General features: G+C 27.6%; 23 protein-coding genes and 1 CRISPR repeat array. All 23 genes read left to right on the top strand.

What is annotated here, in order from left to right; genetic code table 11:
• The first annotated feature begins 6 nt into the window (after positions 1–6).
• The 23 genes from cas8a1 to HMPREF9629_RS01770 all read left to right on the top strand — a co-directional run bounded on the left by cas8a1 (position 7) and on the right by HMPREF9629_RS01770 (position 25,168).
• The gene (cas8a1, locus tag HMPREF9629_RS01665; protein WP_278224194.1) at positions 7–1,044 is read left to right on the top strand and encodes a type I CRISPR-associated protein Cas8a1/Csx8; all 1,038 of its coding nucleotides are present in this window, start codon (positions 7–9) and stop codon (positions 1,042–1,044) included.
• The gene (gene cas7i, locus HMPREF9629_RS01670; RefSeq protein WP_009524578.1) at positions 1,034–1,942 is read left to right on the top strand and encodes a type I-B CRISPR-associated protein Cas7/Cst2/DevR; all 909 of its coding nucleotides are present in this window, start codon (positions 1,034–1,036) and stop codon (positions 1,940–1,942) included. Before cas8a1 ends, cas7i begins: the two co-directional genes overlap by 11 nt.
• Positions 1,932–3,056 carry a CRISPR-associated protein Cas5 gene (gene cas5 / locus HMPREF9629_RS01675; RefSeq protein ID WP_009524579.1) on the top strand — a complete coding sequence of 375 codons (1,125 nt, stop codon included), beginning with the start codon at positions 1,932–1,934 and terminating at the stop codon, positions 3,054–3,056. Before cas7i ends, cas5 begins: the two co-directional genes overlap by 11 nt.
• Before the next feature lie 153 nt (positions 3,057–3,209).
• A complete protein-coding gene (locus HMPREF9629_RS01680; RefSeq protein WP_009524580.1) occupies positions 3,210–5,588 on the top strand; it encodes a CRISPR-associated helicase/endonuclease Cas3 in 2,379 nt (792 codons plus the stop codon).
• Positions 5,589–5,766: 178 nt separating this feature from the next.
• Positions 5,767–6,261: a CRISPR-associated protein Cas4 gene (gene cas4, locus HMPREF9629_RS01685; RefSeq protein WP_009524581.1), complete on the top strand. Its 495-nt coding sequence runs from the start codon at positions 5,767–5,769 to the stop codon at positions 6,259–6,261.
• Positions 6,262–6,517: 256 nt separating this feature from the next.
• Positions 6,518–7,510 carry a type I-B CRISPR-associated endonuclease Cas1b gene (cas1b, locus tag HMPREF9629_RS01690; protein ID WP_009524582.1) on the top strand — a complete coding sequence of 331 codons (993 nt, stop codon included), beginning with the start codon at positions 6,518–6,520 and terminating at the stop codon, positions 7,508–7,510.
• A 329-nt stretch (positions 7,511–7,839) separates the two neighbouring features.
• The gene (cas2, locus tag HMPREF9629_RS01695; protein WP_009524583.1) at positions 7,840–8,118 is read left to right on the top strand and encodes a CRISPR-associated endonuclease Cas2; all 279 of its coding nucleotides are present in this window, start codon (positions 7,840–7,842) and stop codon (positions 8,116–8,118) included.
• Positions 8,119–8,293: 175 nt separating this feature from the next.
• Positions 8,294–10,843: direct repeats of the CRISPR family, unit length 30 nt; unit sequence ATAGTAAAATCACCAAATTGGAATGTAAAT.
• A 17-nt stretch (positions 10,844–10,860) separates the two neighbouring features.
• A complete protein-coding gene (locus tag HMPREF9629_RS01700) occupies positions 10,861–11,070 on the top strand; it encodes a hypothetical protein (protein ID WP_040012642.1) in 210 nt (69 codons plus the stop codon).
• A gap of 72 nt (positions 11,071–11,142) precedes the next feature.
• Entirely contained in the window at positions 11,143–11,727 is a 585-nt protein-coding gene (locus HMPREF9629_RS12400) for a DUF4241 domain-containing protein (protein ID WP_009524584.1), read from the top strand.
• The gene (locus HMPREF9629_RS12645) at positions 11,685–11,867 is read left to right on the top strand and encodes a DUF4241 domain-containing protein (RefSeq protein WP_242822186.1); all 183 of its coding nucleotides are present in this window, start codon (positions 11,685–11,687) and stop codon (positions 11,865–11,867) included. The genes HMPREF9629_RS12400 and HMPREF9629_RS12645 overlap by 43 nt, the downstream gene beginning before the upstream one ends.
• A gap of 325 nt (positions 11,868–12,192) precedes the next feature.
• Positions 12,193–12,972, top strand: a complete 780-nt coding sequence (locus HMPREF9629_RS01710; protein ID WP_009524585.1) for a leucine-rich repeat domain-containing protein — start codon at positions 12,193–12,195, stop codon at positions 12,970–12,972.
• Positions 12,973–12,988: 16 nt separating this feature from the next.
• A complete protein-coding gene (locus HMPREF9629_RS01715) occupies positions 12,989–13,579 on the top strand; it encodes an SMI1/KNR4 family protein (protein WP_040012643.1) in 591 nt (196 codons plus the stop codon).
• A 226-nt stretch (positions 13,580–13,805) separates the two neighbouring features.
• Positions 13,806–14,300 carry a hypothetical protein gene (locus HMPREF9629_RS01720; RefSeq protein WP_009524588.1) on the top strand — a complete coding sequence of 165 codons (495 nt, stop codon included), beginning with the start codon at positions 13,806–13,808 and terminating at the stop codon, positions 14,298–14,300.
• A 408-nt stretch (positions 14,301–14,708) separates the two neighbouring features.
• Positions 14,709–15,737 carry a hypothetical protein gene (locus tag HMPREF9629_RS01725; RefSeq protein ID WP_009524589.1) on the top strand — a complete coding sequence of 343 codons (1,029 nt, stop codon included), beginning with the start codon at positions 14,709–14,711 and terminating at the stop codon, positions 15,735–15,737.
• 116 nt (positions 15,738–15,853) lie between these two features.
• On the top strand, positions 15,854–16,390 hold the full coding sequence (locus tag HMPREF9629_RS01730) for a DUF2262 domain-containing protein (RefSeq protein ID WP_242821995.1): 537 nt from the start codon (positions 15,854–15,856) through the stop codon (positions 16,388–16,390).
• A gap of 323 nt (positions 16,391–16,713) precedes the next feature.
• Positions 16,714–17,277, top strand: coding sequence for an alkyl hydroperoxide reductase subunit C (gene ahpC, locus HMPREF9629_RS01735; protein ID WP_009524591.1), 564 nt, complete (start codon positions 16,714–16,716; stop codon positions 17,275–17,277).
• A gap of 227 nt (positions 17,278–17,504) precedes the next feature.
• A complete protein-coding gene (locus HMPREF9629_RS01740; protein ID WP_009524592.1) occupies positions 17,505–19,136 on the top strand; it encodes an FAD-dependent oxidoreductase in 1,632 nt (543 codons plus the stop codon).
• Positions 19,137–19,588: 452 nt separating this feature from the next.
• A complete protein-coding gene (locus tag HMPREF9629_RS01745) occupies positions 19,589–20,287 on the top strand; it encodes a 5'-methylthioadenosine/adenosylhomocysteine nucleosidase (protein WP_009524593.1) in 699 nt (232 codons plus the stop codon).
• Between the two features lie 136 nt (positions 20,288–20,423).
• Positions 20,424–20,927, top strand: coding sequence for a GNAT family N-acetyltransferase (locus tag HMPREF9629_RS01750; protein WP_009524594.1), 504 nt, complete (start codon positions 20,424–20,426; stop codon positions 20,925–20,927).
• A 223-nt stretch (positions 20,928–21,150) separates the two neighbouring features.
• Entirely contained in the window at positions 21,151–22,149 is a 999-nt protein-coding gene (trpS, locus tag HMPREF9629_RS01755; RefSeq protein ID WP_009524595.1) for a tryptophan--tRNA ligase, read from the top strand.
• Positions 22,142–22,612, top strand: coding sequence for a signal peptidase II (lspA, locus tag HMPREF9629_RS01760; RefSeq protein ID WP_009524596.1), 471 nt, complete (start codon positions 22,142–22,144; stop codon positions 22,610–22,612). The genes trpS and lspA overlap by 8 nt, the downstream gene beginning before the upstream one ends.
• 179 nt (positions 22,613–22,791) lie before the next feature.
• On the top strand, positions 22,792–23,697 hold the full coding sequence (locus HMPREF9629_RS01765) for an RluA family pseudouridine synthase (RefSeq protein WP_009524597.1): 906 nt from the start codon (positions 22,792–22,794) through the stop codon (positions 23,695–23,697).
• A 10-nt stretch (positions 23,698–23,707) separates the two neighbouring features.
• A complete protein-coding gene (locus tag HMPREF9629_RS01770; RefSeq protein WP_009524598.1) occupies positions 23,708–25,168 on the top strand; it encodes a UDP-N-acetylmuramoyl-L-alanyl-D-glutamate--2,6-diaminopimelate ligase in 1,461 nt (486 codons plus the stop codon).
• The last annotated feature ends 325 nt before the right edge of the window (positions 25,169–25,493 follow it).

A 25,493-nucleotide genomic window follows, 5' to 3' on the forward strand; every position in this document is an offset into this window, starting at 1 on the left:
AATCTTATACAAGACAATAGGTATGAGATTATAAAAGAAACGTATAGAAATGCAAAATCTATGTATGCAAATTTTTGTAATATAAATTCTATTTTTTCAAATTCACAGGAGATATGTAGATTACTTGGATACAATGTTGACCTTGGCAAAAAGAAAAAATCTCTCGGTTTTAATTGGAATTATGACACTTATGTTTATAACGATGTTTTTGAATTTGACTACATACCTTTTGCTTTTACAAGAACAAGAGATGTTTTTTTCATAAACAATAACTTCAATGCAAAAGAATTGCTTAAATCTAACGAAAATATAGATTTGAATTATTTTAATGATAATGAAAAGAAGAATATAAGAAAAGAATTGTTTTTTTCTTCAAGCAAAAATGCAAAATATATAGATTATGAAGTGGAAATTATAAGTAAACAGAGAGACTATGACTATTTTGAAACGATGTTTATAAGAGATGAGGCAATAAGGATTTTTAATGCAATTGATGATATGAAGGATGAAAATATAGTGAATGCTTTAAGCAATTCTTGCAAATATGGCAAATCAGATTATTTGCCTATATTAAATATAGTTGTAGATTCCATAATAAATCTTTTGCATTTAGATCCTATAATTGATAAATTATTGAAGGACTTTAAAAATGATCACGGGTATTTGATTTCCCAACTTATAAGGATTAACATTTTACTGTATAAGGAGAATTATGAAATTATGGAAAATAAAGGCGATAAATCTAATAAAATTGCAAGAGTAATAGCCACAGCTAACGAAGTTAACAAAAAACTGAGAATAGATAAGTCAAATAAAATAATAAGCTATAAAAATAAATTGATATCTTGCCTTGTATTTAAAGACTATGACAGATTTTGTTCAATATTATTGCAATTAGCTACTTACAGTTCAGTAAGCTTAGGATTTGCTTATGATTTATTTGAAGATTTTGAAAAAAATAAAAACTTGGCATATGCATTTGTAAACGCATTAAATTTTAAAGAATTAGGTCAAAACAAGGAGGAAAATAAAAATGAAAAATAAAGCTTTAACGTTGACAATAATTTCAAATATTACATCTAATTATGGAGAAGGATTGGGCAATGTATCAACTGTTCAAAAAGTGTTTAGAAATGGGAAGGTGTATGCGACAAGAAGCAGAGAGAGTTTGAAAAATGCAATAATGGTACAAAGCGGTCTATATGATGACTTAAAAGTAACCGTTGACGGAGCAGCGCAAAAATTAGTAAATGATGATGTGAATATAAGCAATTGTAAAGCTTTAGAAGGTGGTTATATGAATACATCAGGGACGACCAATATAAGAAAAAGTTCGTTTTATTTGACTGATGCCGTATCTTGTGATGAATTCGTAAATGAAACAAGATTTCATAATAATTTATATCTTGCAACAGCATATGCAAAAGAAAATAAAATAAATTTTCAAGCTAAAAAAGACAGGGAAAATGAGGATAAAAAAGAGAATTCTTCAGGTTTGATGCCGTATCAATACGAATTTGATAAATCATTGAAAAAATATAGTATAACAATAGATCTTGACAAGATTGGAGTGGATGAAAACTTTCCTTCTCAAGCAGATACAGTTGAAAAAATTCAAAGAGTTCTTTCAATATTAAAAACCATTCAAAACTTATCGTTGATTGTTAAAGGAAATATGGATAATGCGGAACCGCTTTTGATATTTGGCGGTATAGGAGAATATAAGACACATTATTTTGACAATGTAGTAAATGTAAAAAGAGATACTCTTAATATAGAAAACGGATTAAAAGACAGGGTGAAAAACGGATATAGAGTAGGATTGCTTAGAGGAGGTAATTTTATAAATGAAGAAGATATTGTAAATGAATTTTCACCACTTAGCATATCTGAATTTTTTAAGGATTTAGAAGAGGATGTGAAAAGCTACTATGAAGAATAGCGTTTTGCGTTTAAAATTACATCAAAATAAGGCACATTACAGGAAAGAAGAAACAGTAAACAATAAGATGACATATCCTTTACCAACTTATTCAATGATAATAGGTGCGATACATAATGCGTGTAATTATAAAGAGTATAGACCTATGGATATAAGTATACAAGGCAATTATGAGTCTATCAAAAGAGAGATTTATACAGACTATTGCTTTTTGAATAGTGTTATGGATGACAGAGGGATACTTGTGAAATTGAATAATCCCAAACTTTTAGAGAATGGATATAAAGTTATTGCAAAGGCATTAAAATCACAAGGAAACAGCTTTAAAAAAAGAATAACTATAGAAATTTGTGATGAAAAAGAGCTTGATGAATATATAAGAATATCAGATTTAAGAATAAAATTTCAAGAAGAAAATTCTTCTATAAATCAAAAAATATCAATAAAAAAAGATGAAATAAAAAAAATAAAACAAGAACAAAAAACAAAAGATAAAAAATCAGACGAATATAAAAATATGTCAGATAAGATAAATGAAATAAACGATGAAATAAAAAAAATAAAAGATGAGTTTGATGAGAGAAGAAAAGCAGAATATTTAAAACCTATATCATACTATGCTTCGCTTACAAAATCAATAAAGAGCTATGAAGTTTTGTACGGTGTAGACTTAGTAATCCATATAAGAAGTGATGAAGAAACTCTCAATGATATAAAGAAAAATTATCACAATATAACATCTGTAGGTAGAAGTGAAGATTTTGTTGACAATATAGAAATATCATTTGTGAACATAAGTGATGAAGAAGATAGTTTTAAACATATTAAAAGCAAGTATAAAGCTTATGTAGATAAAGAAGCTGTTGAAAATAAAGCTATTATCAAGTCAAACTTATCAGCCCACAAAGTAAACTTTGTACCTACACGAGGAACAACATACTATATAAACAAGAATTATGTAATAGAAAATAACAAGAGAGTTTTTGAGAAAAAAAGAGTTGTATATCTATCAGGATATGAATTTGGACTAAATATAAATCAATATAATTACCCAAATAAAGACAAAGGAATATATATTGATATTGACAACAAAGATATAGTAAGCTTTTTATAGTGAAATTAGATTTTTATTATAGTGTTTTTATATGACTTAATATTTTTAAATCTAATAAATAATTGTAATTTGTAGAGTATATTGCCAATTATATTTTTAAATTTTTATATAATAGATATATACTCTACAAATTAGAAAAATCAAGGTGAAACAATGATAGATGACAAACTGTATGACAAATTAAAACATTGTTATGCCAAAGAAGATGAAAGCATAGAAGTTCATGTAAGCAATGTTTTAGAACAGATGGGCATATTAAAAAAATTGGGCTATATAGATGATGAAAAGGCGGAAATACTTGGAGATGCCATAAAATGCCATGATGTAGGTAAAGCGAATAAATATTTTCAAAACAGAATATTATCAGCAAAAGAAGGAAAGAAGAAATATTTTGATAAAGAAAATGAAGTAGGTCATAACATATTATCTCCGTTTTTGTGCAGGTTTGGAGATGATGAAAGAGATTATATAACTGCATATGCAATAGTAAATCATCACTATTATGTAAAAAATAATTTCAACGAAATTAAAGAGAAAGAAGATATACTGAATAAAAACATAGAAGAAATATATAAAAGTTATAATTTAGAATTTGATAAAAATAATATTTTAGATTTATATAAATTTATTTCTATTTTGCAAACAGAATTGGAGGAAAATCCCAAAATTTTGAAAAAAGCATTATTAATTTTAGGATTACTTAATAAATGTGATTATGCAGCAAGTGCACATATGGAGGTAGAATATAGTGCAGATTTCTTGCAAAATGCTTTGGAAAATATGATGGACGAATGGAAAAATAAAAATTCGTCAGCATCTTGGAATGATATTCAAAAATTTTGTATGAGCAATAAGGATAAGAATTTAATAGTGGTAGCACCTACAGGTATGGGAAAAACAGAGGCGGCATTGAGTTGGATAGGAGATAATAAAGGTTTTTTTATACTCCCGTTAAAAACAGCTATAAATTCTATATATGACAGAGTGAAAAAAGATATAGTAAAGGATAATATATCAAAAAGAGTAGCTTTGTTGCATGGAGATACATTCAATATATACAATGATGAAAAAATAAATGATAATAATAAAAATGAAGAAGATATATGGGCATATTATGAAAAAAGCAAGCTATTTTCAATACCTTTAAATATATCAACACCCGACCAAATTTTCGACTTTATATTCAAAGCAATAGGATTTGAACCTAAATATGCGATGCTGAGTTATTCAAAAGTTGTTATAGATGAGATACAAGCATATGATTCAAATTTGTTGGCATGTATAATTATAGGGATACAAAATATAATAGATATAGGCGGAAAAGTATCTATATTCACAGCCACACTGCCTCCATTTGTAGAAGACTTACTGTCTTTAAAGAAAGCGGGCTCTTCTAAAATTGAAAGATATAAATTTGTAAAAAATATAGCTGATATAAAAGGTTATAAGAAAAGGCACAATATAAAGATATTAGAAGAAGAGATGAATGCAGATTTAATATATGAACACTATAAAAACAGCTATAGTAAAAAATATCTCGTAGTGTGTAACACAGTAAAAAAATCTCAAGAAATATATCAGGAGCTAAAAGATAAAGGAATAGATAATATAAATTTACTACATAGTAAATTTGTAAAATTAGAGCGTAAGGTAAAAGAAAATAATATAATGTCTGTTGGGAAAACCTATAAAGAAGATAATGAAACAATAAATGAAATTGATGAAGTGTGGGTTTGCACACAAATTGTAGAGGCAAGTTTGGATATAGATTTCGATTATATATTTACAGAGCTTTCAGATTTGAACGGTCTGTTCCAAAGATTAGGCAGAATAAACAGAAAAGGAGCTAAAAACATAAATGATCATAACTGCTTCATATTTACAGAAATAAATCAAAAACTATTGATAAAAAAAGAAGACTCTATAAGAGGATTTATAGATGAAGCTATATATAAACTTAGCAAAAAAGCAATATTAAGTCATGGAGACGGCATATTGACTGAGGAAGATAAATTGAATCTAATAGACGAATATCTCACAACAGAAAATATGAAAGAAAGTCTATTTTTAAAAAGATATTGGATTTCTTATGACTATTATTCAAAATTGTATATGCACGAACTTTCTGCAAAAGATGCTGAAAAATATTTGAGAAATATAATTTCTTTTGACGTCTTTCCAAAAGATATTAATAATGGATTATTAAATGAAGAAGAAATAAATTTAATATTTGAAAGAATAAAAGCTGTGAAAGAACATTTAAATGATAAAAACAAGAGCAGAGAAGAAAAAAAGAAATATGTATTTGAACTTAGTGAACTGAAAAATGAGATTATGAAATATACTGTATCAGTAGGCCTATATGATTTAGGAGGGGAAAAAGTCAAATACCTTGAAAATATAGAAATTTCAAAAAATACATCAATACCTATACTCTTGTGTCATTATGATGAATTGGGTTTTAGAAGGCTTACAGAAGAAGAAAGTAAAAATGAAAATTTTGATAATAAAGATGATGAAAATTTTATATAGACATTTATAAAATGTTTTTAGGTTAACAGTATAAGTGCAATCTCTAATAAAAAAATTATATAATAGCAAAGTCCTTTATCTTAATAAATAATATAATACTGAATTTTTAATATTATATTATTTTATTATACTGAATTTTTAATAGTGTAAACTTTACGATTATAAAGGTGATTAATATATGCAAAAAGATATAACCGGAATCATGGTATATTATTATGTTGTGTGCAAGAGAAAACTATGGTATTTTTCCAATGATTTGACAATGGAGCATAACGATGAAAATGTAGCGATAGGAAAATCAATAGATGAAAACACATATAATGATGAAGATAAGCATATAAACATAAGAAACATAATAAATATTGATTACATAAAAGAAAGAAATGTAATACATGAGGTCAAAAAGAGTCGCTCAATAGAAGAAGCATCAATAAAACAAGTGGAATACTATTTGTATTATTTAGAAAAACAAGGAGTTTTAAATGTTTATGGCATATTGGATTATCCTCTAATCAAAAAAAGAAAAGAGATATACTTGACAGATGAAGTCAGGCAGGAAATAGAAGATATTTTGGGAAATATAAAAAATATATTAAGCATGGATATTCCTCCTGAATACAAAAAAATTGGAATATGCAAAAAATGTGCATATTATGATATTTGTGCAATTTAAGAAAATTATCTAAATTTTTAAAATTTATAATTCTTTTGTAGTATTATTTTTTATTGTATTAACTATTATAAAAATAAATATTTATACAATTCTCAATAGAATAATAGGTAATTTATAGAAAGAATTCATAAATAGTATCATATTTTATTAAATTTACACAAGCATATCTTTCTGTTGCTCTATTGAATTTTAGTATTAATTAGCTAACCGTTATAAATTGATGAAATTTATATTATTTATTAAAAGGACTTTAAATATGAAAAAAAGTTATTTTATATATTCTGAGTCAGAACTAAAAAGAAAAGATAATACTCTCCAAATAAAGACTGTAGATGGAGTAAAAAAAGATATTCCTATTGAAACGATATCTGATATATATGTTATGACAGAAATGACATTTAATACAAGCCTTATAAATTTATTGTCTCAATATGGAATAATAATACATTTTTTTAACTATTATAATTTTTATAATGGAAGTTATTACCCAAGAGAAAAAAATGTTTCCGGAAGATTACTTGTAAATCAAGTAGAACACTATACAGATGAAAATAAACGTCTTATTTTAGCAAAAGAATTTGTGCTTGGAGCAACAGACGGAATATTAAGAAATATGAGATATTATAATGAAAGAGGAAGAGACCTGAAAGAACAGACATCACAGATTAATGAGTTGAAGAGACTCATAGAAAAGCAGAAAAATGTTCAGGAACTTATGGGTATAGAGGGGAACATACATAAAATTTATTATAAAACTTGGAACGATATAATAAATCAAGAAATAGATTTTGAAAAAAGAGTAAAAAGACCACCTGATAATATGATAAATACGCTTATATCTTATGTGAATAGTATGATATATACAACAGTATTATCTCAAATCTATATAACACAACTCAATCCAACCATAAGCTATCTCCACGTTCCAAGTACAAAAAGATTCTCATTGGCGTTAGATATAGCCGAAATATTTAAACCTCTGATTGGAGACAGAATGATATTTTCATTGTTCAATAAATTACAAATAAGTGAAAAACATTTTATAAAAGAATTAAACGGTTTGCAATTGACTAAACAAGGCTCAATGATTATATCAAAGGAATTTGATGATAGACTTTCAAGAACTGTAAAACATAAAAATTTGGGAAAAGACGTAAGTTATAAATACCTGATAAGATTAGAAGCATACAAGCTCATAAAACATCTCATAGGAGAAAAAGAGTATCAAAGCTTTAGATTGTGGTGGTAAATATTAAAACTTATATTAACAGTTTGAATTATTGCTATAAGTTAATATATTGAAAGGGTCTTTTTGAAAAATTTATGCTTGATTTTTACAATTGCTTTAAAAAATTAGTTTTCTATTACTTGATAGAATTTTAGTATGATTATAAATAATTCTATTATTTTAATTAAATAAATATATTTTTTTGTATAATGTTCAAATACATTTGTTTGAAGCATTTTTATAAATATTGGTAAAGTGTATATTTATAAAACCATTAGAGTATATATTAATTTATAAACAGTGTTTTAAAATAAAATTAAATTTATTATAAAAAGATGAGAGGATGTCAGATGTATATTATACTGGTTTATGATATATCATTAGAAAATGGAGGTGCAAAAATTTGGAGAGATACTTATAAAATATGTAAAAAATATTTATCACATGTGCAGAATTCAGTTTTTGAAGGAGAGATAAGCGAATCTCAGCTGTTTGAATTAAAAAAGCAACTATCTAAAACAATAAGAAAAGATATGGATTCATTAATATTATTTAAAAGCAGAAATGAAAGATGGTTGGAAAAAGATATTTTAGGAGTGGATATTAGGGCTACAGACAGATTTATATAACTGTCGATTGTAGATAAACATAAAATATTAAAAGGTAGACAGGATAAAAAAATATTGATATAATAATAAAAATAAATATTAAAGTTAAATTTTATATAATAAAATAAATTTTTTATTGTAGATAGACAAAACATATGTCTATAACATAGTTATTTCAATATATAAAATTAATCCTGACGTAAAATCACCAAATTGGAATGTAAATGTCTCTCCGAAGTCTATTATGCATTTTCCAGATTTTGACGTAAAATCACCAAATTGGAATGTAAATATCTGTTACCATCTATAGTAACATAAGCACTGCCTGGACGTAAAATCACCAAATTGGAATGTAAATATTAAAATGTGTTTTACATTCATAACACATATAAGTGACGTAAAATCACCAAATTGGAATGTAAATGCAGAATATGCAATTACGATGTCTTGGCTAAAAGGGACGTAAAATCACCAAATTGGAATGTAAATTGAGCTATTTTTCTTTGTTATAGGTCTGCCATATAGGACGTAAAATCACCAAATTGGAATGTAAATTCGGTTCAAGTCCACAATGCGTGTACTTGAACAATAGACGTAAAATCACCAAATTGGAATGTAAATACAGCCTTTGCCGCTCTGATTACCACATTCAGCCCGAGACGTAAAATCACCAAATTGGAATGTAAATTATGGGACAATACGACAGCGTCTTTATATTTGTGTAAGACGTAAAATCACCAAATTGGAATGTAAATGCATAATTGCGTCTAAAAATTCTAACATCTTCAAGAGGACGTAAAATCACCAAATTGGAATGTAAATTAAGGAAAAACGGAACAAGGTTCCGCCCTTTCGGGGACGTAAAATCACCAAATTGGAATGTAAATTATTATCATAACTACCATAATAGTCAGGCATTAGGACGTAAAATCACCAAATTGGAATGTAAATGGACGATGAACGTTTTAATCTTGTAAAGATAGATTAATAGTAAAATCACCAAATTGGAATGTAAATGAATGTTCTACTTTTACATTAAACAAGCTACTATCAATAGTAAAATCACCAAATTGGAATGTAAATTTGACATTTGCTGTTATAGTGGCTGTTTTAGTTTTGTATAGTAAAATCACCAAATTGGAATGTAAATAGCAACATCAGATTTGTTTGATTGCATTGCAGCATCTATAGTAAAATCACCAAATTGGAATGTAAATTTTTTTTTATGAATGTATTTGCGTAACTTCTATAACGATAGTAAAATCACCAAATTGGAATGTAAATTTTTTGGTTAGCTCTTTTTCTTGATTCTGATAATGCATAGTAAAATCACCAAATTGGAATGTAAATCTATAAATAGAAAATATACGCCATTTAAAAGCACAAAATAGTAAAATCACCAAATTGGAATGTAAATTATACTCAAAAAAATCTTAAATACAAGCTTGATAAAATAGTAAAATCACCAAATTGGAATGTAAATAGTTGTCGATATATTACAATCGTATTTTAATATATTAATAGTAAAATCACCAAATTGGAATGTAAATTTAGCCAAAGATAGATTACCTAACAAGTCCAAGTCTATAGTAAAATCACCAAATTGGAATGTAAATACAGATTTAACTAAAAGTACATATAATGAGTTGTATTATAGTAAAATCACCAAATTGGAATGTAAATTACGGGGAATTAATAACAGGTTTCAATACTCAGAAAATAGTAAAATCACCAAATTGGAATGTAAATCATCAGCTTTATGATTTTTAGATACAAACAAAGATGAATAGTAAAATCACCAAATTGGAATGTAAATACGTTGTGCAGTATATAAAATACGTTTACCATTACCATAGTAAAATCACCAAATTGGAATGTAAATTAAGGAACTTGCGGAATATTAATCAATAAATTTTTTATAGTAAAATCACCAAATTGGAATGTAAATTAATCATAGAATTAAGATAAAATCAATAAATATAAAAATAGTAAAATCACCAAATTGGAATGTAAATATTTAATAGAAAAATTAAAAGAACTTTTAAAATCATATAGTAAAATCACCAAATTGGAATGTAAATGAGCAAAAGCCTATGATATAGTGCTTAACGGCATAGATAGTAAAATCACCAAATTGGAATGTAAATTATCATAGTTAAGGGCAAAAAGACTGTAGGAGCAAAATAGTAAAATCACCAAATTGGAATGTAAATGTGCTTGATATATTAGCAGAAAGCGGTTTCGACGGGGATAGTAAAATCACCAAATTGGAATGTAAATATCAATTACTTTAGCTAATTTAGAATATTCATTTGCATAGTAAAATCACCAAATTGGAATGTAAATTTCTCTAAAATTAGCAGTCATAATAACTTCTGTCTTGATAGTAAAATCACCAAATTGGAATGTAAATTGCCGTATTCGCTTATTTCATTACCCATAAATTTATTAGATAGTAAAATCACCAAATTGGAATGTAAATTTAATAGGCTGGCCTATATAAGATCCAATACCAACCTATAGTAAAATCACCAAATTGGAATGTAAATAAGATAAACAATGATAACATTAGGATTCTAGGAATTAATAGTAAAATCACCAAATTGGAATGTAAATGTTGGTATTGGTTTTATTGCGGTAAAAAAAGGAATAATAGTAAAATCACCAAATTGGAATGTAAATGATATATAAATACTTTGTCATCGTTAGTGAATAAAAAGTAAAATCACCAAATTGGAATATAAATATTTCTATGGCAAATTAATGCGCTTCTATCATTATTCCTTTGAGGTATTAAAAACATATCAGGAAGAATTTGCAAGATGGAAATATACTGAATTTAACGAAAGGAGAAAAATTAAAAATATTGTTTTGTTACAAGATGTAGAAAATAGAGCATTTGAAAAAATAGAAAAAGTTCAAAAAAAGTACAGCAGTTTTTTAGTAAGTATGAAAAAACTACTAAAGATATAATAAGGCTATAAAAATAGCATATTAAAAAGTGTTTGTTGTTTTTTTCTAATTAAATATATTTAAGGAGGTCTTATGGAAAGAATACAAGTATCAAAAGAGTGGATGCAAAAATATGAAGAAATTAAGAGTTTAATGACATCACCTGTAAATTATGCACAGTGTTTTGGTATGAAAGAAATACAGGGCAAGGAAATTTTTGTTTTAGATATGGGAGAAGTGACTTTCCCCAGTGGAGAAATTTTGGTTAGAGATCCTTTAGTATGGCTCAATAGAAATGAAAAACCATATTTACAGTCTGTGCCTATAGGAAAATTTAAAGTGAATACATTAGTAGCCAAGATAGAAGAAGATCATTATAGATATGTGCTGAGCAGGGTTAAATTTACAGAAGAAATACCGGTTATTTACTATGAAGCATTAAAGGGAGATGAAAACTTAGATTCTTTTGAAGAAGATAGCATTTTTGGATTTCCAGTTGATGCAGGACTTGCGACAATAGTGGATGTTGAGACAAAAAACGCATATTGTGATTTTGTAGATAATTGGTATAAAAAAAATTCTGGCAAGAATATCTATGACGATTTTTTTTTGCAGCTATTTTTGAAAAAAATGCAATGGAAAATCCACTTTATCAGAGAGAGGGAGGAGATTGGATAAACTTTAGAATTCCAAATACGGACTTAAGTATTCCGATGATACAATCGGGATTTGGAGATGGGGTATACCCTGTGTATTTTGGATATGATAAGGATAACAATCTTTGTGATGTCGTTATTGAATATATTTATTTAGGATAGAGAGGTTTTATTAGAGAGAGCATTAAATAGGAGTTAATATTATATTCACCTTCAAAGTGTTTTAACATACGATTAATAAATAGAAGAAACTGTTAAAATATGGGAAGTAAGAATAATAAAAGAGACATTGTGATATAGGAATTCAAGTCTTGAATAGTAATATTATCAAACATCTGTGTAACATATAATTTTAAACATTTTGTTTTATGATACGATTAATTGATGTTTCGTGAACAATTTTGGATAAATTGAAAATTTAGGGAAAAGAAAATGAAGATAGAGAATAAATAGATAAAATTGTATACTGGTAGGAGAAGTTCCATAAATGGCTATTTTAAATGAAAAACAAATAAAATACGGATTTGACTACTGTCATCAAGATGAACCACAGGATAGGTGTATTGTTGAAGTATCAGAATATAATGGAGAAAATGCGTTGACAATAAATTGTACCCAATTAGGTGACAGTTTTACACCTCAATATAAGACGGCAAAAGAGAAGAAGAGTATTTTGCACCAGTGGTGTGATTTTTTGTATGATAATACAACCGCATTCACAGAACTTACATTTTGTACGAGGATGCCACAGGAATTATTTGATGCTGTTTGTGCACAGCAAAATCTGAGAAAGTTATATATAAAATGGGGTGTATATCCAGACATTTCTAAGATTGCAAATCTTAAAAAACTTGAATATTTGCATTTGGGTTCAGGTGCAAGTGTAGGAAGTATAGAGCCTATTTCAAAATTAAAAAATTTGGTTGCGTTATCGGTAGAAAATTTTCAGAAAATTGATGATTATAGTCCGCTTGTTAATCTTAAAAATTTGGAAAGTCTTTCAATTGAGGGTGATTGTTTTGGACCTAAGTATATTCATATAAAGTCTTTGAATTTTTTGAATAATATGAAGCAATTAAGATTTTTTAGTTTTTTAACCGGAATAGTAAAAAGTAAAGATTATACGCCTATTTTAAGTCTTGAAAATGTAGAACATTTAACTCTTAGACCGTCTAAAGAGCTTAAAAACTTATATAGTGAGATAATCAGATTGCCAAAATTGAAATATGGTTTATTAGTGAATAAAGCGGAACTTTATACGAAATAGAAATTTTTGAGGTAATATGATGCTAATAGATAAAATTAAAGCAATTGAGAAATATATCTGTGAAAACTTTGAAGAATGGGACTTGGATGATCCTGTGGAAGAAGAATATTTTGAAGAATACCGAGAAATATCAGGAGTTTTTGAGGAAGATATATTATCGTTTGAGGAGAAATTTAATATAATTTTGCCTGATGATGTAAAAGCACTCTATAGGTATAAAAATGGAAGTAAATACTTAAGTATTTTACCTTGTGTTATTGATGAAAGAGAAATGCCCTTTTGTTTAATGAGTTTGCAGGAAATAGAGAAGACAAAAGAATATTTTCAAAACAGATATGCCTTATTGACGGAATTTACTGATTATTTTACAAATGAAGATATTGATAACATGAAGGATGATAGGATTAAGCCTTATCTTTTTAATAAAAGATGGATTCCATTTGCAAAATATTGCGACAGTTGTTTTCTGATGCTTGATTTTGACCCTAATAAAGGCGGAAAAGAAGGACAGGTTATCTGCTATATTCATGATCCGGATGAGGTAATTTATGTAGCATCATCCATTACAGAGTTGGTTTTGGAGATAATTATAGAAGAAATGGAATAGAAATGATAGGAGTTAAAGTAATTACAGCCTTGTTAAAAAAATGTTTAATAACCTCAGAAAAGGTTGAGCAGTTAATTAAACAGTGTTACCTTAGGCTTTTTGAAAAATATATTATACCCAAAATAGATGGCGTGTTTTTATTGGATATAGTTATTAATTTTCAAACATAAATTAATTCAGGTACATTTGTGTTTATATTGTGAGTACATAAGAGAGGACATGGAGAATGGATATCACAAGTATTATTTATTTAAGCGTGCTTATAATGCTGGGAGTTTTTTTCGTTAACAAGATGTTTAATCCACCTGTTGTACATGACTATAAATTAAAGACTATTGTTTTTGCAAAAGAAGCAGAGAAGAGTCTAAAAACAACAGAGCGTGGCAAGCATATTTTTACTTCAAATGCAAAAAACAAATTGATACTGCCTTGGGAATTTGATCTTTGGACACAAGCGGATTTGTTTGAAAATGCGATTGTCCTAAAGAAATATAAAAAAGAGAAGGTGGTATATTTTTATGAATTATATGCTATACAACCTTTATTGGTGAATTCGCTTTTTGTAAAAGGTAAATACTTTGGATATGTTTTTATATTTAGAGATAAGAAGGAAATTATTTTAAAAAGCTGTGATATGTGCGATATGGATGTTTTTGTAAATAAACTCTGTTCGCTCTTTCCCCCAGAAAAAAACGAAGCGATTATAAGAGATGTTGATTAAAAATCGTATTGGTAAGCTATATGAAAAATAATTTAACTAAACGTTGATTTAATGTGGTATTTGCAGAAATGCTGTCACTTTTTTTAATCTTGGTAATTACCATAATTTTTTATAAGGTGCTTGTGAGAAAGCCTGCATTTTCTTGCAAATATATTTAAGATGAATATATTTGTGTTTCTGTTTTTTCGGATATCTTGATAGAATTATTGGTATGACGAAAGAAGAGATTAGGCAGTATTAAGCTGATGAATTATTCGAAAGTGTTGAATAAGGCTCTGTGCTTAGAAAGTATATGGCAATATGGATATCTATATAATCTACTACTATAGGAATATTAAAGAAAGATATGATGGATTAAGTAAAATGGAGAATTCATTTTGAAAATATATAAAAATAAGGAGGCCTCGTATGGGGGGAAGATTGATTTTTATCACAATACTTTCTTTTTTAGGTATTATTTTTTTTGCAATTGTATTCAGAATGTATATTTATATGAAACGAACTGTTTCAGATGGAAAATCATTGATGGAAAAAGCGGTAAACGAACAGACAAATACTGAAAAAATGGGAATTAGGGAGTTTCTGATATATGCAGTTGCGATATTTGGAGCGTTATCATTTGCTTTGAAACTAATAAAACGAGGTGGTTCCGGTTTTTCTCTTTTGGCAAAATCTATAGTGCTACCACCACTTATGGCACTTTTTAACGCACGAAAGCGTAATGGAAGAACATTATTTGTGTGTACAGTTATTACAATATTTTCATTTTATCTGTTTATGATATATATTTTCATTGATATCCCACCTAAAGCACCGGTTTTTACTATTAATGATATGGAAATTACTCTGGCACATACCACTGTTGCAAGTTTATTGTCAGATGGATTTGATATTTATATCAGACAGAATGATGCTCATAGAACTGATTATGAAAAATTGCTTTATTCCGATGATTTTGAGAAATATACTGCTAATAGAAGTATTCTTGTTGAAAAGGGCTTCCGAAGGAATAATGAATCTGTACCATATTCTATGTACATTCTTGCAAAAGGCGGTGTTGTAATTGGAACTATAGGTCTTTATGGTCACGAAACCAAGGACATTGTATTGGAGGACTGCAAAATAATCCATTTTAAACTTGATGAAAACTGTGTTGCGTCAGCGAGAGAAAATTTGATAATTTATAGTCTTAATGATATTAAACTGCTTGCTCCACTGAAGTTGGAAGAACTGCAAAAAACATTTGATAAAAAACTGTGGTTAGTTCCACCAACTGCTCCTATAGATATAACACAGTTGCATTATGGAATAAAATGGTCAACTCGCAGTGATCATCTCTTTTGGAATGAATATTTTGCCTATATTAATTTCGATGAGAATAATAATATGACAAAATTTGAACTTTCAACTGAAGTGGCACGTGATTGGAAGAAATGATGAAAAACCAGGTCTTGTGATTACAAATAGTATATTTATATATTAAATTATACTGTTTTTACAAAATACATCATATTAGATGTAGGAAGAGACCATTTATGACATTAGAGCCTTATATGGCAGAAGTAGTGAATAATTGCTATCGGCTACTGGAATATATTGGAGATAGTCAATCGGATAGCAGATTGGAAGAACTGATTGCAGAATATTTAAAACCGGTAGTAATCAAAGACTTAATAGGAGAATTTATATTAAACAGAGCGTATTCATGGTTTGAGGGAAGTATTGATTTCAATGGAAATAAAGTCAGCATTATGCTAGATTCAAATAAAAATGAAAAGTTGCCTCCAAAATCTTTTTCTTATCTGAAAAAATTTGTTGAAGATATAGAAAATAGAGACTATAAAATACGTAAATTTATAGTAAAAGAGCTATGGGAAACTGCAAAGGACTGGATAGAGTCTGAGAGAGAAGCTGATGATTTAACAGAAGAATATTTTTATAATTCATTGTATCTTGGGGAGTTATCCATCAGTGAAGCGGGCGATATGACATTATATTATGGAGACAAAGAGGATATTTTTGCAGGTCATGCTATAGAAATTAATGTTAGAAAAAACGGTGAGATAGATGGAGCGACATTAGTAGGTTAGTGAAATATTAAAAAAATATTTTTTTCGTGATTAAAAATATATTATGAAGGTAATATTATAAATATGATATTGAAATATATTTTTAAAAAACTTAAAGTTTATAAAAGTTTAAATATATAACTTTTGTGAACAGATATTTATCTTTCTGGTATTTAACATATATATTTATAATTGTGTTCAAATAAAATTTAAAAAGAATACAAAAAAAGATAATTTTTATATTGACATAATTACAATATTGTTTTATAATTAATACCATAAAAGTATATATTAAAAATTAGTATATTAATTAAAATAAATTTAATAATAGGGAGGATTTTTTTATGTCATTAATAAACAAAAAAGTTAGTGATTTTACAGTGAAAGCATTTAAGAACGGGGAATTTATAGATGTATCTTTGAAAGATACTCTTGGAAAATGGGCAATATATTTCTTTTATCCTGCAGATTTCACATTTGTTTGCCCTACAGAGCTCGAAGATTTGGCTAATAAATATGAAGATTTCCAAAAAGCTGGAGTTGAAATATATTCTGTTTCTTGTGATACTCACTTTGTTCACAAAGCATGGCATGACACATCAGATACTATAAAGAAAATAAAATATACTATGCTTGCAGATCCTACTGCAAAACTTGCAAGAGATTTTGATGTTTATATAGAAAGTGATGGTTTGGCAGAAAGAGGAAGTTTCATAGTAAACCCTGAAGGAGAAATAGTAGCATACGAAGTAAATGCCGGTGGAGTTGGAAGAAATGCAGATGAATTATTCAGAAAATTACAGGCTTGCCAATTTGTTCATGAGCATGGCGATCAAGTTTGCCCTGCAAAATGGAAACCGGGTGAAAAGACTCTTAAACCAAGTCTTGATTTAGTAGGACAACTATAACAGTTTAAAAATTAAGCTACATTTATAAGTTTTATATGCTTATGAATGTAGCTTAATTTGATATAAACTTCGTTTAATTTTAATAACTAACTGTTGATTTTTATTTATACTATGCTTAAACAAACAATTGAAAAAATTTTACTTTCAGTTATTTAATCATTTTTTTAGATATAAAAAAATTTTCTTGAATATTTAAAAAATATTTTATAAACATAAGAGGAGGAATTATGGCTAACAATAATCTATACGATTTGATAGTAATAGGCTCCGGACCTGCGGGGCTTACAGCAGCGATATATATGGCAAGAGCAAGATATAAGACATTGGTACTTGAAAAAGCTGATGTAGGTGGACAGATAACTATAACAAGTGAAGTTGTAAACTATCCTGGAATAAAAATTACAGACGGAAAAAAACTTACACAAGAAATGGCAAAACAAGCAAAATCATTTGGAGCGGAAATAAAAACAGATGAAGTTGTAGATATAGATTTGTCAGGGGATATAAAAAAGATAATCACAAAAAACAACACATATGAGGCGCTTACAGTAATAATAGCTACAGGTGCAAATCCAAGACAACTCGGTTTTGAAGGTGAAGCTAAATTTAAAGGACGTGGTGTTGCCTATTGTGCAACTTGCGATGGAGAATTTTTTACAGATAAAGAAATATTTGTAGTAGGCGGAGGTTTTGCTGCATGCGAAGAAGGTATGTTCCTTACAAGATATGGTAAACAAGTTACTATGATTGTAAGAGAAGATGATTTTACTTGCGCATCGTCAATAGCTGAAAAAGTAAAAAGTCATGTTCCTAAGATAAATATTCATTTCAATACACAAGTAGAAGAGATAACAGGCGATAATTTTCCTAAAAAAGCGGTATTTATAAATAATAAAACAGGTGAAAAATTCACTTATGAAGCTCCTGAAAATGATACATTTGGAACATTTGTATTTGCAGGATATGTTCCAAATACTTCTCTTATAAAAGGTAAGGTAGAACTTGACTCTCAAGGATATGTAATAACAGATGAAAATAGAGCTACAAATGTAAATGGAGTTTTTGCTGCTGGAGATTTGTGTGTAAAAAATTTAAGACAGGTTGTAACTGCTACAGCAGATGGAGCAATAGCAGCAACAAGTGCTGAAAAAATTGCTGCTCAAAAACATATTGAATTAAAAATAGAAAATTTATTTGATATAAGTAGAGTAAAAGTTGATGAAAACAACGAAGTAAAAAAAGTAGAGGCAAATGCGGGAAATGACAGCTTTATAACAGATGAAATGAAAACTCAACTTTCAGGAGTATTTTCTAAATTTGAGAGAAAATTAATTCTTGTAACCAATGTAAATAACTCTGATTTGAGCAAAGAAATAAGCGGATTTTTGTCAGAAATGTCAGGAATATCAGATAATTTAACAATAAAAACAAAAGAGATTCCATCAGATGAAACAGCGTTTATTTCATTAGAGACACAAGACGGTAAAGATACAGGATATAAGTTTGTGGGAGTACCTGGAGGACACGAATTTACATCTTTTGTTCTTAGCATATATAATTATTCAGGAAAAGGTCAAGCTATAGAAGAATATCAAAGAGAAAAAATATCATCTATAAAAGAAGAAAAAAATATAAAAATAGTAGTTTCATTGAGTTGTACAAAATGTCCTGATTTAGTAATAGCTACATCTCAAATAGCAGGCAAATTGGAAAAATCAAAATTTGAAGTACACGACATAGCTTATTCTCAATATCTTAGAGAAAAATATAATATAATGAGTGTGCCTTGCATGATAATAAATGATGACAAAGTCATATTCGGTAAAAAGAACGTGGATGAAATATTAGAAGCACTGTAATTAATTCTATATAAAATAGCTTTAAACTATGTTTTACAGCATTGGTTTAAGGCTATTTTTTGTTATATAGATTGATTTTATAATTTTTAGTTGATATAATATATTGTGTATTTTTATTTATGAATTTATTATATTAATACTAAAATTTAATAGACTTATGCGTATATTTCATAAAAGGATACAGTGATGCTAAAAGTATAAATCATATCATTTAGATAAAATAAATATTTTAAATAGGTTTTGTATAAAATTAATTCAAGAAAACCATACAATTTAATATTTGTTTATACATTTATTATTTCATTACTTTATTTTATTATGTGAATGTCTTTAAAAAAGTTTCAGTATCAATATAATAGCAAATAAAAAAGTGAGCATTTTAAACATTTGAAAAAATTATTCACAAATATAGAAATATTGATTTATTATATTAAAATTCATAGGAGAAGTTTATGAAGAAAATAGGTATAATTGGAGCGATGCAAGAAGAGATAGATTCTCTTATAAAAATACTTGAAAATAGAAAAGAGCAAAATTTGAATCATCTCACATTTTATGAAGGAGTTTATAATAATGTTGAATTGATAGTAGTGAGATGTGGTGTAGGTAAAGTTAATGCGGCTGTTTGTACTCAACTTCTAATAGATAAGTATAATCCGGATTATATAATAAATATAGGTGTGGCAGGTAGTGTATCTGATGATGTCAATATATGTGATATAGTTGTATCAACTCATTTAGTGGAGCATGACTTTGACTGTACAGCGTTCGGATATAAAAAAGGTGTTATACCGAGGTTGGATGACAGCGAATTTAAGGCAGATGAGTATTTGTTGGAACTTTCAAGAAAGTCTCAAACATCTCTTGCTAATAAAATAAGATTTTTTGAGGGTGTAATAGTATCAGGAGATATATTTGTAAGCTCAAAAGAAATAAAAGATGAACTTCAAAAGCTGCATAAAGCTATGTGTACTGAAATGGAAGGAGCTTCGATAGCACACGTTTGTTATCTCAACAACAAGCCGTTTTTAGTAATAAGGTCTATGAGTGATAAAGCTGACGGCAAAGCACCTGATAATTTTGAGCAATTTGTGATAGAATCTGCTGAAAATTCAAGGACATTTATACAAGAGATGATTGCTAATATGTAAAGATAAAATTTACTACAATTAACAAATTAAAAAGTATTTTAAAATATTATTTAACAAATATCTATTGTTTAATTATATAATAGCATCAAAACTTAATGTAAAAATTATAAATTTCCTTGTATAAGGAGTTTTGTATATGAATATCGACATAAATTTTGTAAAGATAAAAGACGCAAAAGAAATCATTGAATATTGCAAACAGGTAGGTTCTGAAACCGATAATTTATCATTTGGTTCAGAAGGTTTAGGTATTTCTGTAAGCGAAGAAAAAAGAATTATACTGAGTTTTTTACAAGATAAAAAAAGTATGATGTTTGTAGCAAGACATAATGGAAAAATAGTCGGCTTGGCTGCATACAGATCTATGCCAAGAAGATTTTCTCACAGAGCTGATATAGGAATAAGCATTTTAAAAGATTATTGGGGAAATAAAATTGCGACAAGGCTTATAGAAACTATGCTTGATTTTGCCCAAAATGTTGCAAGGTCAAAAGTAATTTCTCTCGAAGTTGCTACAGATAATATAAGAGCAATAAGACTATATGAAAAATTCGGATTTGAAAAAATAGGTTTGTTTAAAAAATATTTTAAAGTAGGAGATGAATTTTTGGATGCATATATAATGACTCTATATTTGTAAAGGTATATAAATGAAATATAATTTTGTTTAAACAATTTATGCTTAAGACATTTATATATAAAATTAAAACAATAGATTTGTTCGATAACTCAATTTTAAAAATTGATGAAAGTAATTGTAAAAACTAATATTAGAAAAGCTGTTTTTTTTAATCTGAAATTTTAGATATTTACAGTTATTGACTATAGGTAATCTAACAAATCTAATAAAAGGAGATACAAAATTGGAAGAAAAAAATATTATATTTTCAGGAGTGCAACCATCAGGAGAACTCACAATAGGTAACTATTTGGGAGCACTTAAAAATTGGGTAAAATTGCAAGATGAATATAAATGTTATTATTGTATAGTTGATGAGCATGCAATTACAGTTCCACAAGTGCCTAAAGATTTGAGAAGAATGAGTCTTGAAGTGCTTGCGAAGTATATTGCAAGCGGAATTGATGAGAACAAATCGTGTTTGTTTATGCAGTCTCATGTACCACAACACGTTCAACTTATGTGGGTGTTAAATTCAATCACATATATGGGTGAATTGTCGAGGATGACACAATACAAAGATAAATCTCAAAAAAAAGCTGAAAATCTAAATGCGGCATTATTTACATATCCTGTGCTTATGGCGGCGGATATATTGCTCTACAATGCCAATTTAGTGCCGGTTGGTGAAGATCAACGTCAACATTTGGAAATTGCAAGAGATTTGGCAAACAGATTTAATTCAAAATATTCGGATACTTTTGTAGAACCTAAGATGTATACTTCAAAAGAAGGTGCAAGAATAATGAGCCTTCAAGAACCGACTAAAAAAATGTCAAAATCTGATGAAAATCCTAACGCTTATATTTCTATGGTAGAAGAAGATGATGTTATAAAATCCAAGATAAAACGTGCTGTAACAGATTCAGTCGGTAAGATAGATTATAATGACGAACAGCTTGCAATAAAGAACTTAATAAATATTTATTCAGCGTATTCCGGGAAAAATGTACAAGATATAGTATCTATGTATGAAGGAAAAAATTACGGTCAATTTAAAAATGATCTTACAGAAGTTGTGATTGAAGGCATAAGACCGATAAGAGAAAGGTATAAAGATTTGCTCAAAAACAAAGACCATTTAGAGCAAATATACAAAAAAGGTGCTGAACAAGCCAGATATGTAGCAAATAAGACACTTAGAAAAGTATATAGAAAAGTAGGTTTTGTAGAATATGAATAAAATTGATAAAAAAAGCATATTCTATATAATATTAGGGATATTTTTATTGATAATAGATCAAATAGTGAAAATCAATATAAAAGATAATATGACAGTAGGAGACAGTATAAAAGTTGTAAACGACTTTTTTTCAATAACATATGTACAAAACAAAGGGGCGGCATTTGGTATATTGCAAAATCAAAAATTTCTATTTTTAATCATAGGGATTGTTATGATTTTAGGACTTATATATATGTTTATAAAAGATGAAGATAAAATTACAAGATTATCAATCACTATGATAATATCCGGAGCATTAGGTAATATAGTTGACAGATTGAGATACGGATATGTTGTAGATATGTTTGATTTTCATGCAATATGGTCATATGTATTTAATGTAGCTGACATATGTGTGGTTTTAGGTATAATATTGATGAGTATAAGAGTATTTACAGACAGAAAGAAGAATTTGATTTAATTTTTAGTTGAGTATTTTGAAGTATTTATGGTATTTTTGCATTTAGCTGTTATACTAAAATCTATTTGAAAATAATAATCTATCAAAAATAATATAAAAAAATAGTAATATTCAAATTATTATACAATCTTTTATCTATCATGGTAAATAAAAATAACCTATAATTACAAGGAAATTCAATGCAAAAAATAATAGAAGTAGATGAAAATTCTCAAGGAAAAAGACTTGATATATATTTGAGTGAAAAATTTAATGAACTCTCCAGAAGCAGAATAAAAAAACTTATTGAAGAAGAGCTTATTTTATTAAACGATAAAGCTCAAAAACCAAGTACCAAATTAAATATAAATGATGTTATTACAGTAAAAAAATTTTCTGATGAAAAAAAGGAAATAATATCTCAAAATATAGCACTTGACATAGTATATGAAGATGATGATGTGCTTATAATAAATAAGCCGAGAGGTATGGTTGTGCATCCTGCAAACGGAAACTATGAAAACACACTTGTAAATGCGCTGCTGCGTTATTTAGGAGATAATTTATCATCTGTAAATGGAATCGAAAGAGCAGGTATAGTTCATAGAATAGATAAAGACACATCAGGTTTATTATTGGTTGCAAAAAATGACAAAGCACATATACATTTGGCTGAGCAACTTAAAAATCATACTATCACAAGAAAATATACCCTCATATGCCATGGCATTATAGATGAAACTATGACAATAGAAACTATGATTGGAAGAAATCCTAAAAACAGGCTTCAAATGGCAGTAGTTAAAGAGGGTAAATATGCACATACAACTATAAAACCTATAGAAATATTTGATAAATACACATATGTTGCCGCTATACTTAAAACAGGTCGTACACATCAAATAAGAGTACATTTAAAATATATAAATCATCCGATAGTTGGCGATACTACTTATTCAAATTACAAAGAGAATATAAATGGGCAGTTATTACACGCAGGATTGTTAGGTTTTATACACCCGACAACGCAACAATATCTTGAATTTACAGTAAAAGAACCGGATATATTTATAAAAGAATTGAAAAAATTAAGAACAAAAATCTAAGGGTAAAGATATGAATTTACAAAAACTTATAAAAACGTTAAAGATACAAAATATAACAGGAAAAACAGATGTAGATATACAAGATATAGTATATAATTCAAAATTTGCAAGAGAGAATACAGTTTTTGTGGCTCTTGTAGGAATGAGTGTGGACGGACATAACTATATACAAGATGCATATGATAAAGGAGTAAGAGTTTTTATAGTATCAAAAGAAACAGATATTAAAAGCTATGATATAACTCTGATAACAGTAGAAGATACAAGAGATGCACTTGCAAATATATCAGACGTGTTTTTCTGTTCACCATCAAAAAATATTACTGTAATAGGAATAACAGGTACAAAAGGTAAGACGACAGTATCTAATTATATAAAACAAACTTTGGACAATTCAGGTATAAATTGTGGAGTTATTGGGACTAACGGAATATTTTTTGCAGATAAAAGTATAAAAACAGTAAATACCACTCCTGAAAGCTATGAAATACAAAAATATTTGAGACAAATGGTGGATGAAGATATAAAAGTGCTTGCTATGGAAGTTTCATCAAGTGGTATAATGATGAAGAGGGTTAATTATATAGATTTTGATTATGCTATATTTACTAATCTTACACCTGATCATATCGGAGAAAAAGAGCATCCGACATTTGAACATTATGTAAAATGCAAATCACAGTTATTTTCTATGAGCAAGTATTCAATAATAAACCAAGACGATGAAAAATCAGACATTATGAAAGAAAATGCAAACGAGTATATGACGTATTCAATAGATAAAGAGAGTGACTTAAAAGCTGAAAAAATAATATTTCCATCATCAATATCAAATATAAAGACATATTTCAATGTAGATAATCAAGAATACATAGTAAATTCTTTCGGTAAATTCGGAGTATATAATGCACTTTGTGTTATAGCGGTATGTAAAAAAATAGGATTATCTGAATTGCAAATAAAAAACGGATTATCTAAAGCACACGTCAAAGGCAGATTGCAGATACTTAATATAATAAAAAATACACCGATAATAATAGATTATGCTCATAATGAAGTAAGTTTGGAAAACATATTAAAGACTATAAAAGTTTTGAATCCGAAAAGAATAATAACTATGTTCGGCTCTATAGGCGAAAGAGCAAAGCACAGAAGAATAGAACTTGCTGAGGTATCATCTAAATACAGCGATATAATAATTGTGACTTCAGATAACCCGGATAAAGAAGATATGAAAAGTATAATAGATGAAATAGTAAGCCATATATCAGAAGATAAATTGAAAAATACTTATACTTATATTAACAGAGAAGATGCAATAAAAAAAGCGATAGAAATCTCTCAAGCAGGTGATATAATTGTATTGGCAGGAAAAGGACACGAAGAATATCAACTTATAAATGGCGTAAGAGAACATTTTTCAGACGAAGAGCAGGCTGTAAAATGGGCAAAAATTATAAAAAAAGTATAGGTTTTGTAATATCAAAGAAATATTTTTTAATCAAATGTAGCATTGAAAAATATTTCTTTTTATGTTAATATAATCAAAGATATAAAATATTTTTATAGTTTTTATGAATGTTATATATTGTTTTTTTGTACCACAATATAGTATAAATATGTATATATTTAATTCAAATTTTGCATATTACACATGGAGTGAAAAATAAAAATATAAGTATATATAACTTAAATAAAATCTACAATTTGAATAAATTTTAGCATTACTTTAAAAAATTATATTAATTTATGAAATGATTTTGTTATTTATCATAGTGTATTGAGAGCAAGCTGAT

The organism is Peptoanaerobacter stomatis (genome assembly GCF_000238115.1).
In the GTDB taxonomy this organism is placed as follows: domain Bacteria; phylum Bacillota; class Clostridia; order Peptostreptococcales; family Filifactoraceae; genus Peptoanaerobacter; species Peptoanaerobacter stomatis.

What these genes read in the sequence shown, in the direction of transcription:
- HMPREF9629_RS01710 (WP_009524585.1), top strand. Translation starts at nt 12,193, where the DNA reads ATGGCTATTTTAAATGAAAAACAAATAAAATACGGATTTGACTACTGT.
- HMPREF9629_RS01740 (WP_009524592.1), top strand. Translation starts at nt 17,505, where the DNA reads ATGGCTAACAATAATCTATACGATTTGATAGTAATAGGCTCCGGACCT.
- HMPREF9629_RS01720 (WP_009524588.1), top strand. Translation starts at nt 13,806, where the DNA reads ATGGATATCACAAGTATTATTTATTTAAGCGTGCTTATAATGCTGGGA.
- HMPREF9629_RS01745 (WP_009524593.1), top strand. Translation starts at nt 19,589, where the DNA reads ATGAAGAAAATAGGTATAATTGGAGCGATGCAAGAAGAGATAGATTCT.
- cas4 (WP_009524581.1), top strand. Translation starts at nt 5,767, where the DNA reads ATGCAAAAAGATATAACCGGAATCATGGTATATTATTATGTTGTGTGC.
- HMPREF9629_RS12400 (WP_009524584.1), top strand. Translation starts at nt 11,143, where the DNA reads ATGGAAAGAATACAAGTATCAAAAGAGTGGATGCAAAAATATGAAGAA.
- HMPREF9629_RS01680 (WP_009524580.1), top strand. Translation starts at nt 3,210, where the DNA reads ATGATAGATGACAAACTGTATGACAAATTAAAACATTGTTATGCCAAA.
- cas5 (WP_009524579.1), top strand. Translation starts at nt 1,932, where the DNA reads ATGAAGAATAGCGTTTTGCGTTTAAAATTACATCAAAATAAGGCACAT.
- HMPREF9629_RS01725 (WP_009524589.1), top strand. Translation starts at nt 14,709, where the DNA reads ATGGGGGGAAGATTGATTTTTATCACAATACTTTCTTTTTTAGGTATT.
- HMPREF9629_RS01715 (WP_040012643.1), top strand. Translation starts at nt 12,989, where the DNA reads ATGATGCTAATAGATAAAATTAAAGCAATTGAGAAATATATCTGTGAA.
- lspA (WP_009524596.1), top strand. Translation starts at nt 22,142, where the DNA reads ATGAATAAAATTGATAAAAAAAGCATATTCTATATAATATTAGGGATA.
- HMPREF9629_RS01770 (WP_009524598.1), top strand. Translation starts at nt 23,708, where the DNA reads ATGAATTTACAAAAACTTATAAAAACGTTAAAGATACAAAATATAACA.
- cas2 (WP_009524583.1), top strand. Translation starts at nt 7,840, where the DNA reads ATGTATATTATACTGGTTTATGATATATCATTAGAAAATGGAGGTGCA.
- cas7i (WP_009524578.1), top strand. Translation starts at nt 1,034, where the DNA reads ATGAAAAATAAAGCTTTAACGTTGACAATAATTTCAAATATTACATCT.
- HMPREF9629_RS01730 (WP_242821995.1), top strand. Translation starts at nt 15,854, where the DNA reads ATGGCAGAAGTAGTGAATAATTGCTATCGGCTACTGGAATATATTGGA.
- HMPREF9629_RS01765 (WP_009524597.1), top strand. Translation starts at nt 22,792, where the DNA reads ATGCAAAAAATAATAGAAGTAGATGAAAATTCTCAAGGAAAAAGACTT.
- cas1b (WP_009524582.1), top strand. Translation starts at nt 6,518, where the DNA reads ATGAAAAAAAGTTATTTTATATATTCTGAGTCAGAACTAAAAAGAAAA.
- ahpC (WP_009524591.1), top strand. Translation starts at nt 16,714, where the DNA reads ATGTCATTAATAAACAAAAAAGTTAGTGATTTTACAGTGAAAGCATTT.
- HMPREF9629_RS12645 (WP_242822186.1), top strand. Translation starts at nt 11,685, where the DNA reads ATGGAAAATCCACTTTATCAGAGAGAGGGAGGAGATTGGATAAACTTT.
- HMPREF9629_RS01750 (WP_009524594.1), top strand. Translation starts at nt 20,424, where the DNA reads ATGAATATCGACATAAATTTTGTAAAGATAAAAGACGCAAAAGAAATC.
- HMPREF9629_RS01700 (WP_040012642.1), top strand. Translation starts at nt 10,861, where the DNA reads ATGCGCTTCTATCATTATTCCTTTGAGGTATTAAAAACATATCAGGAA.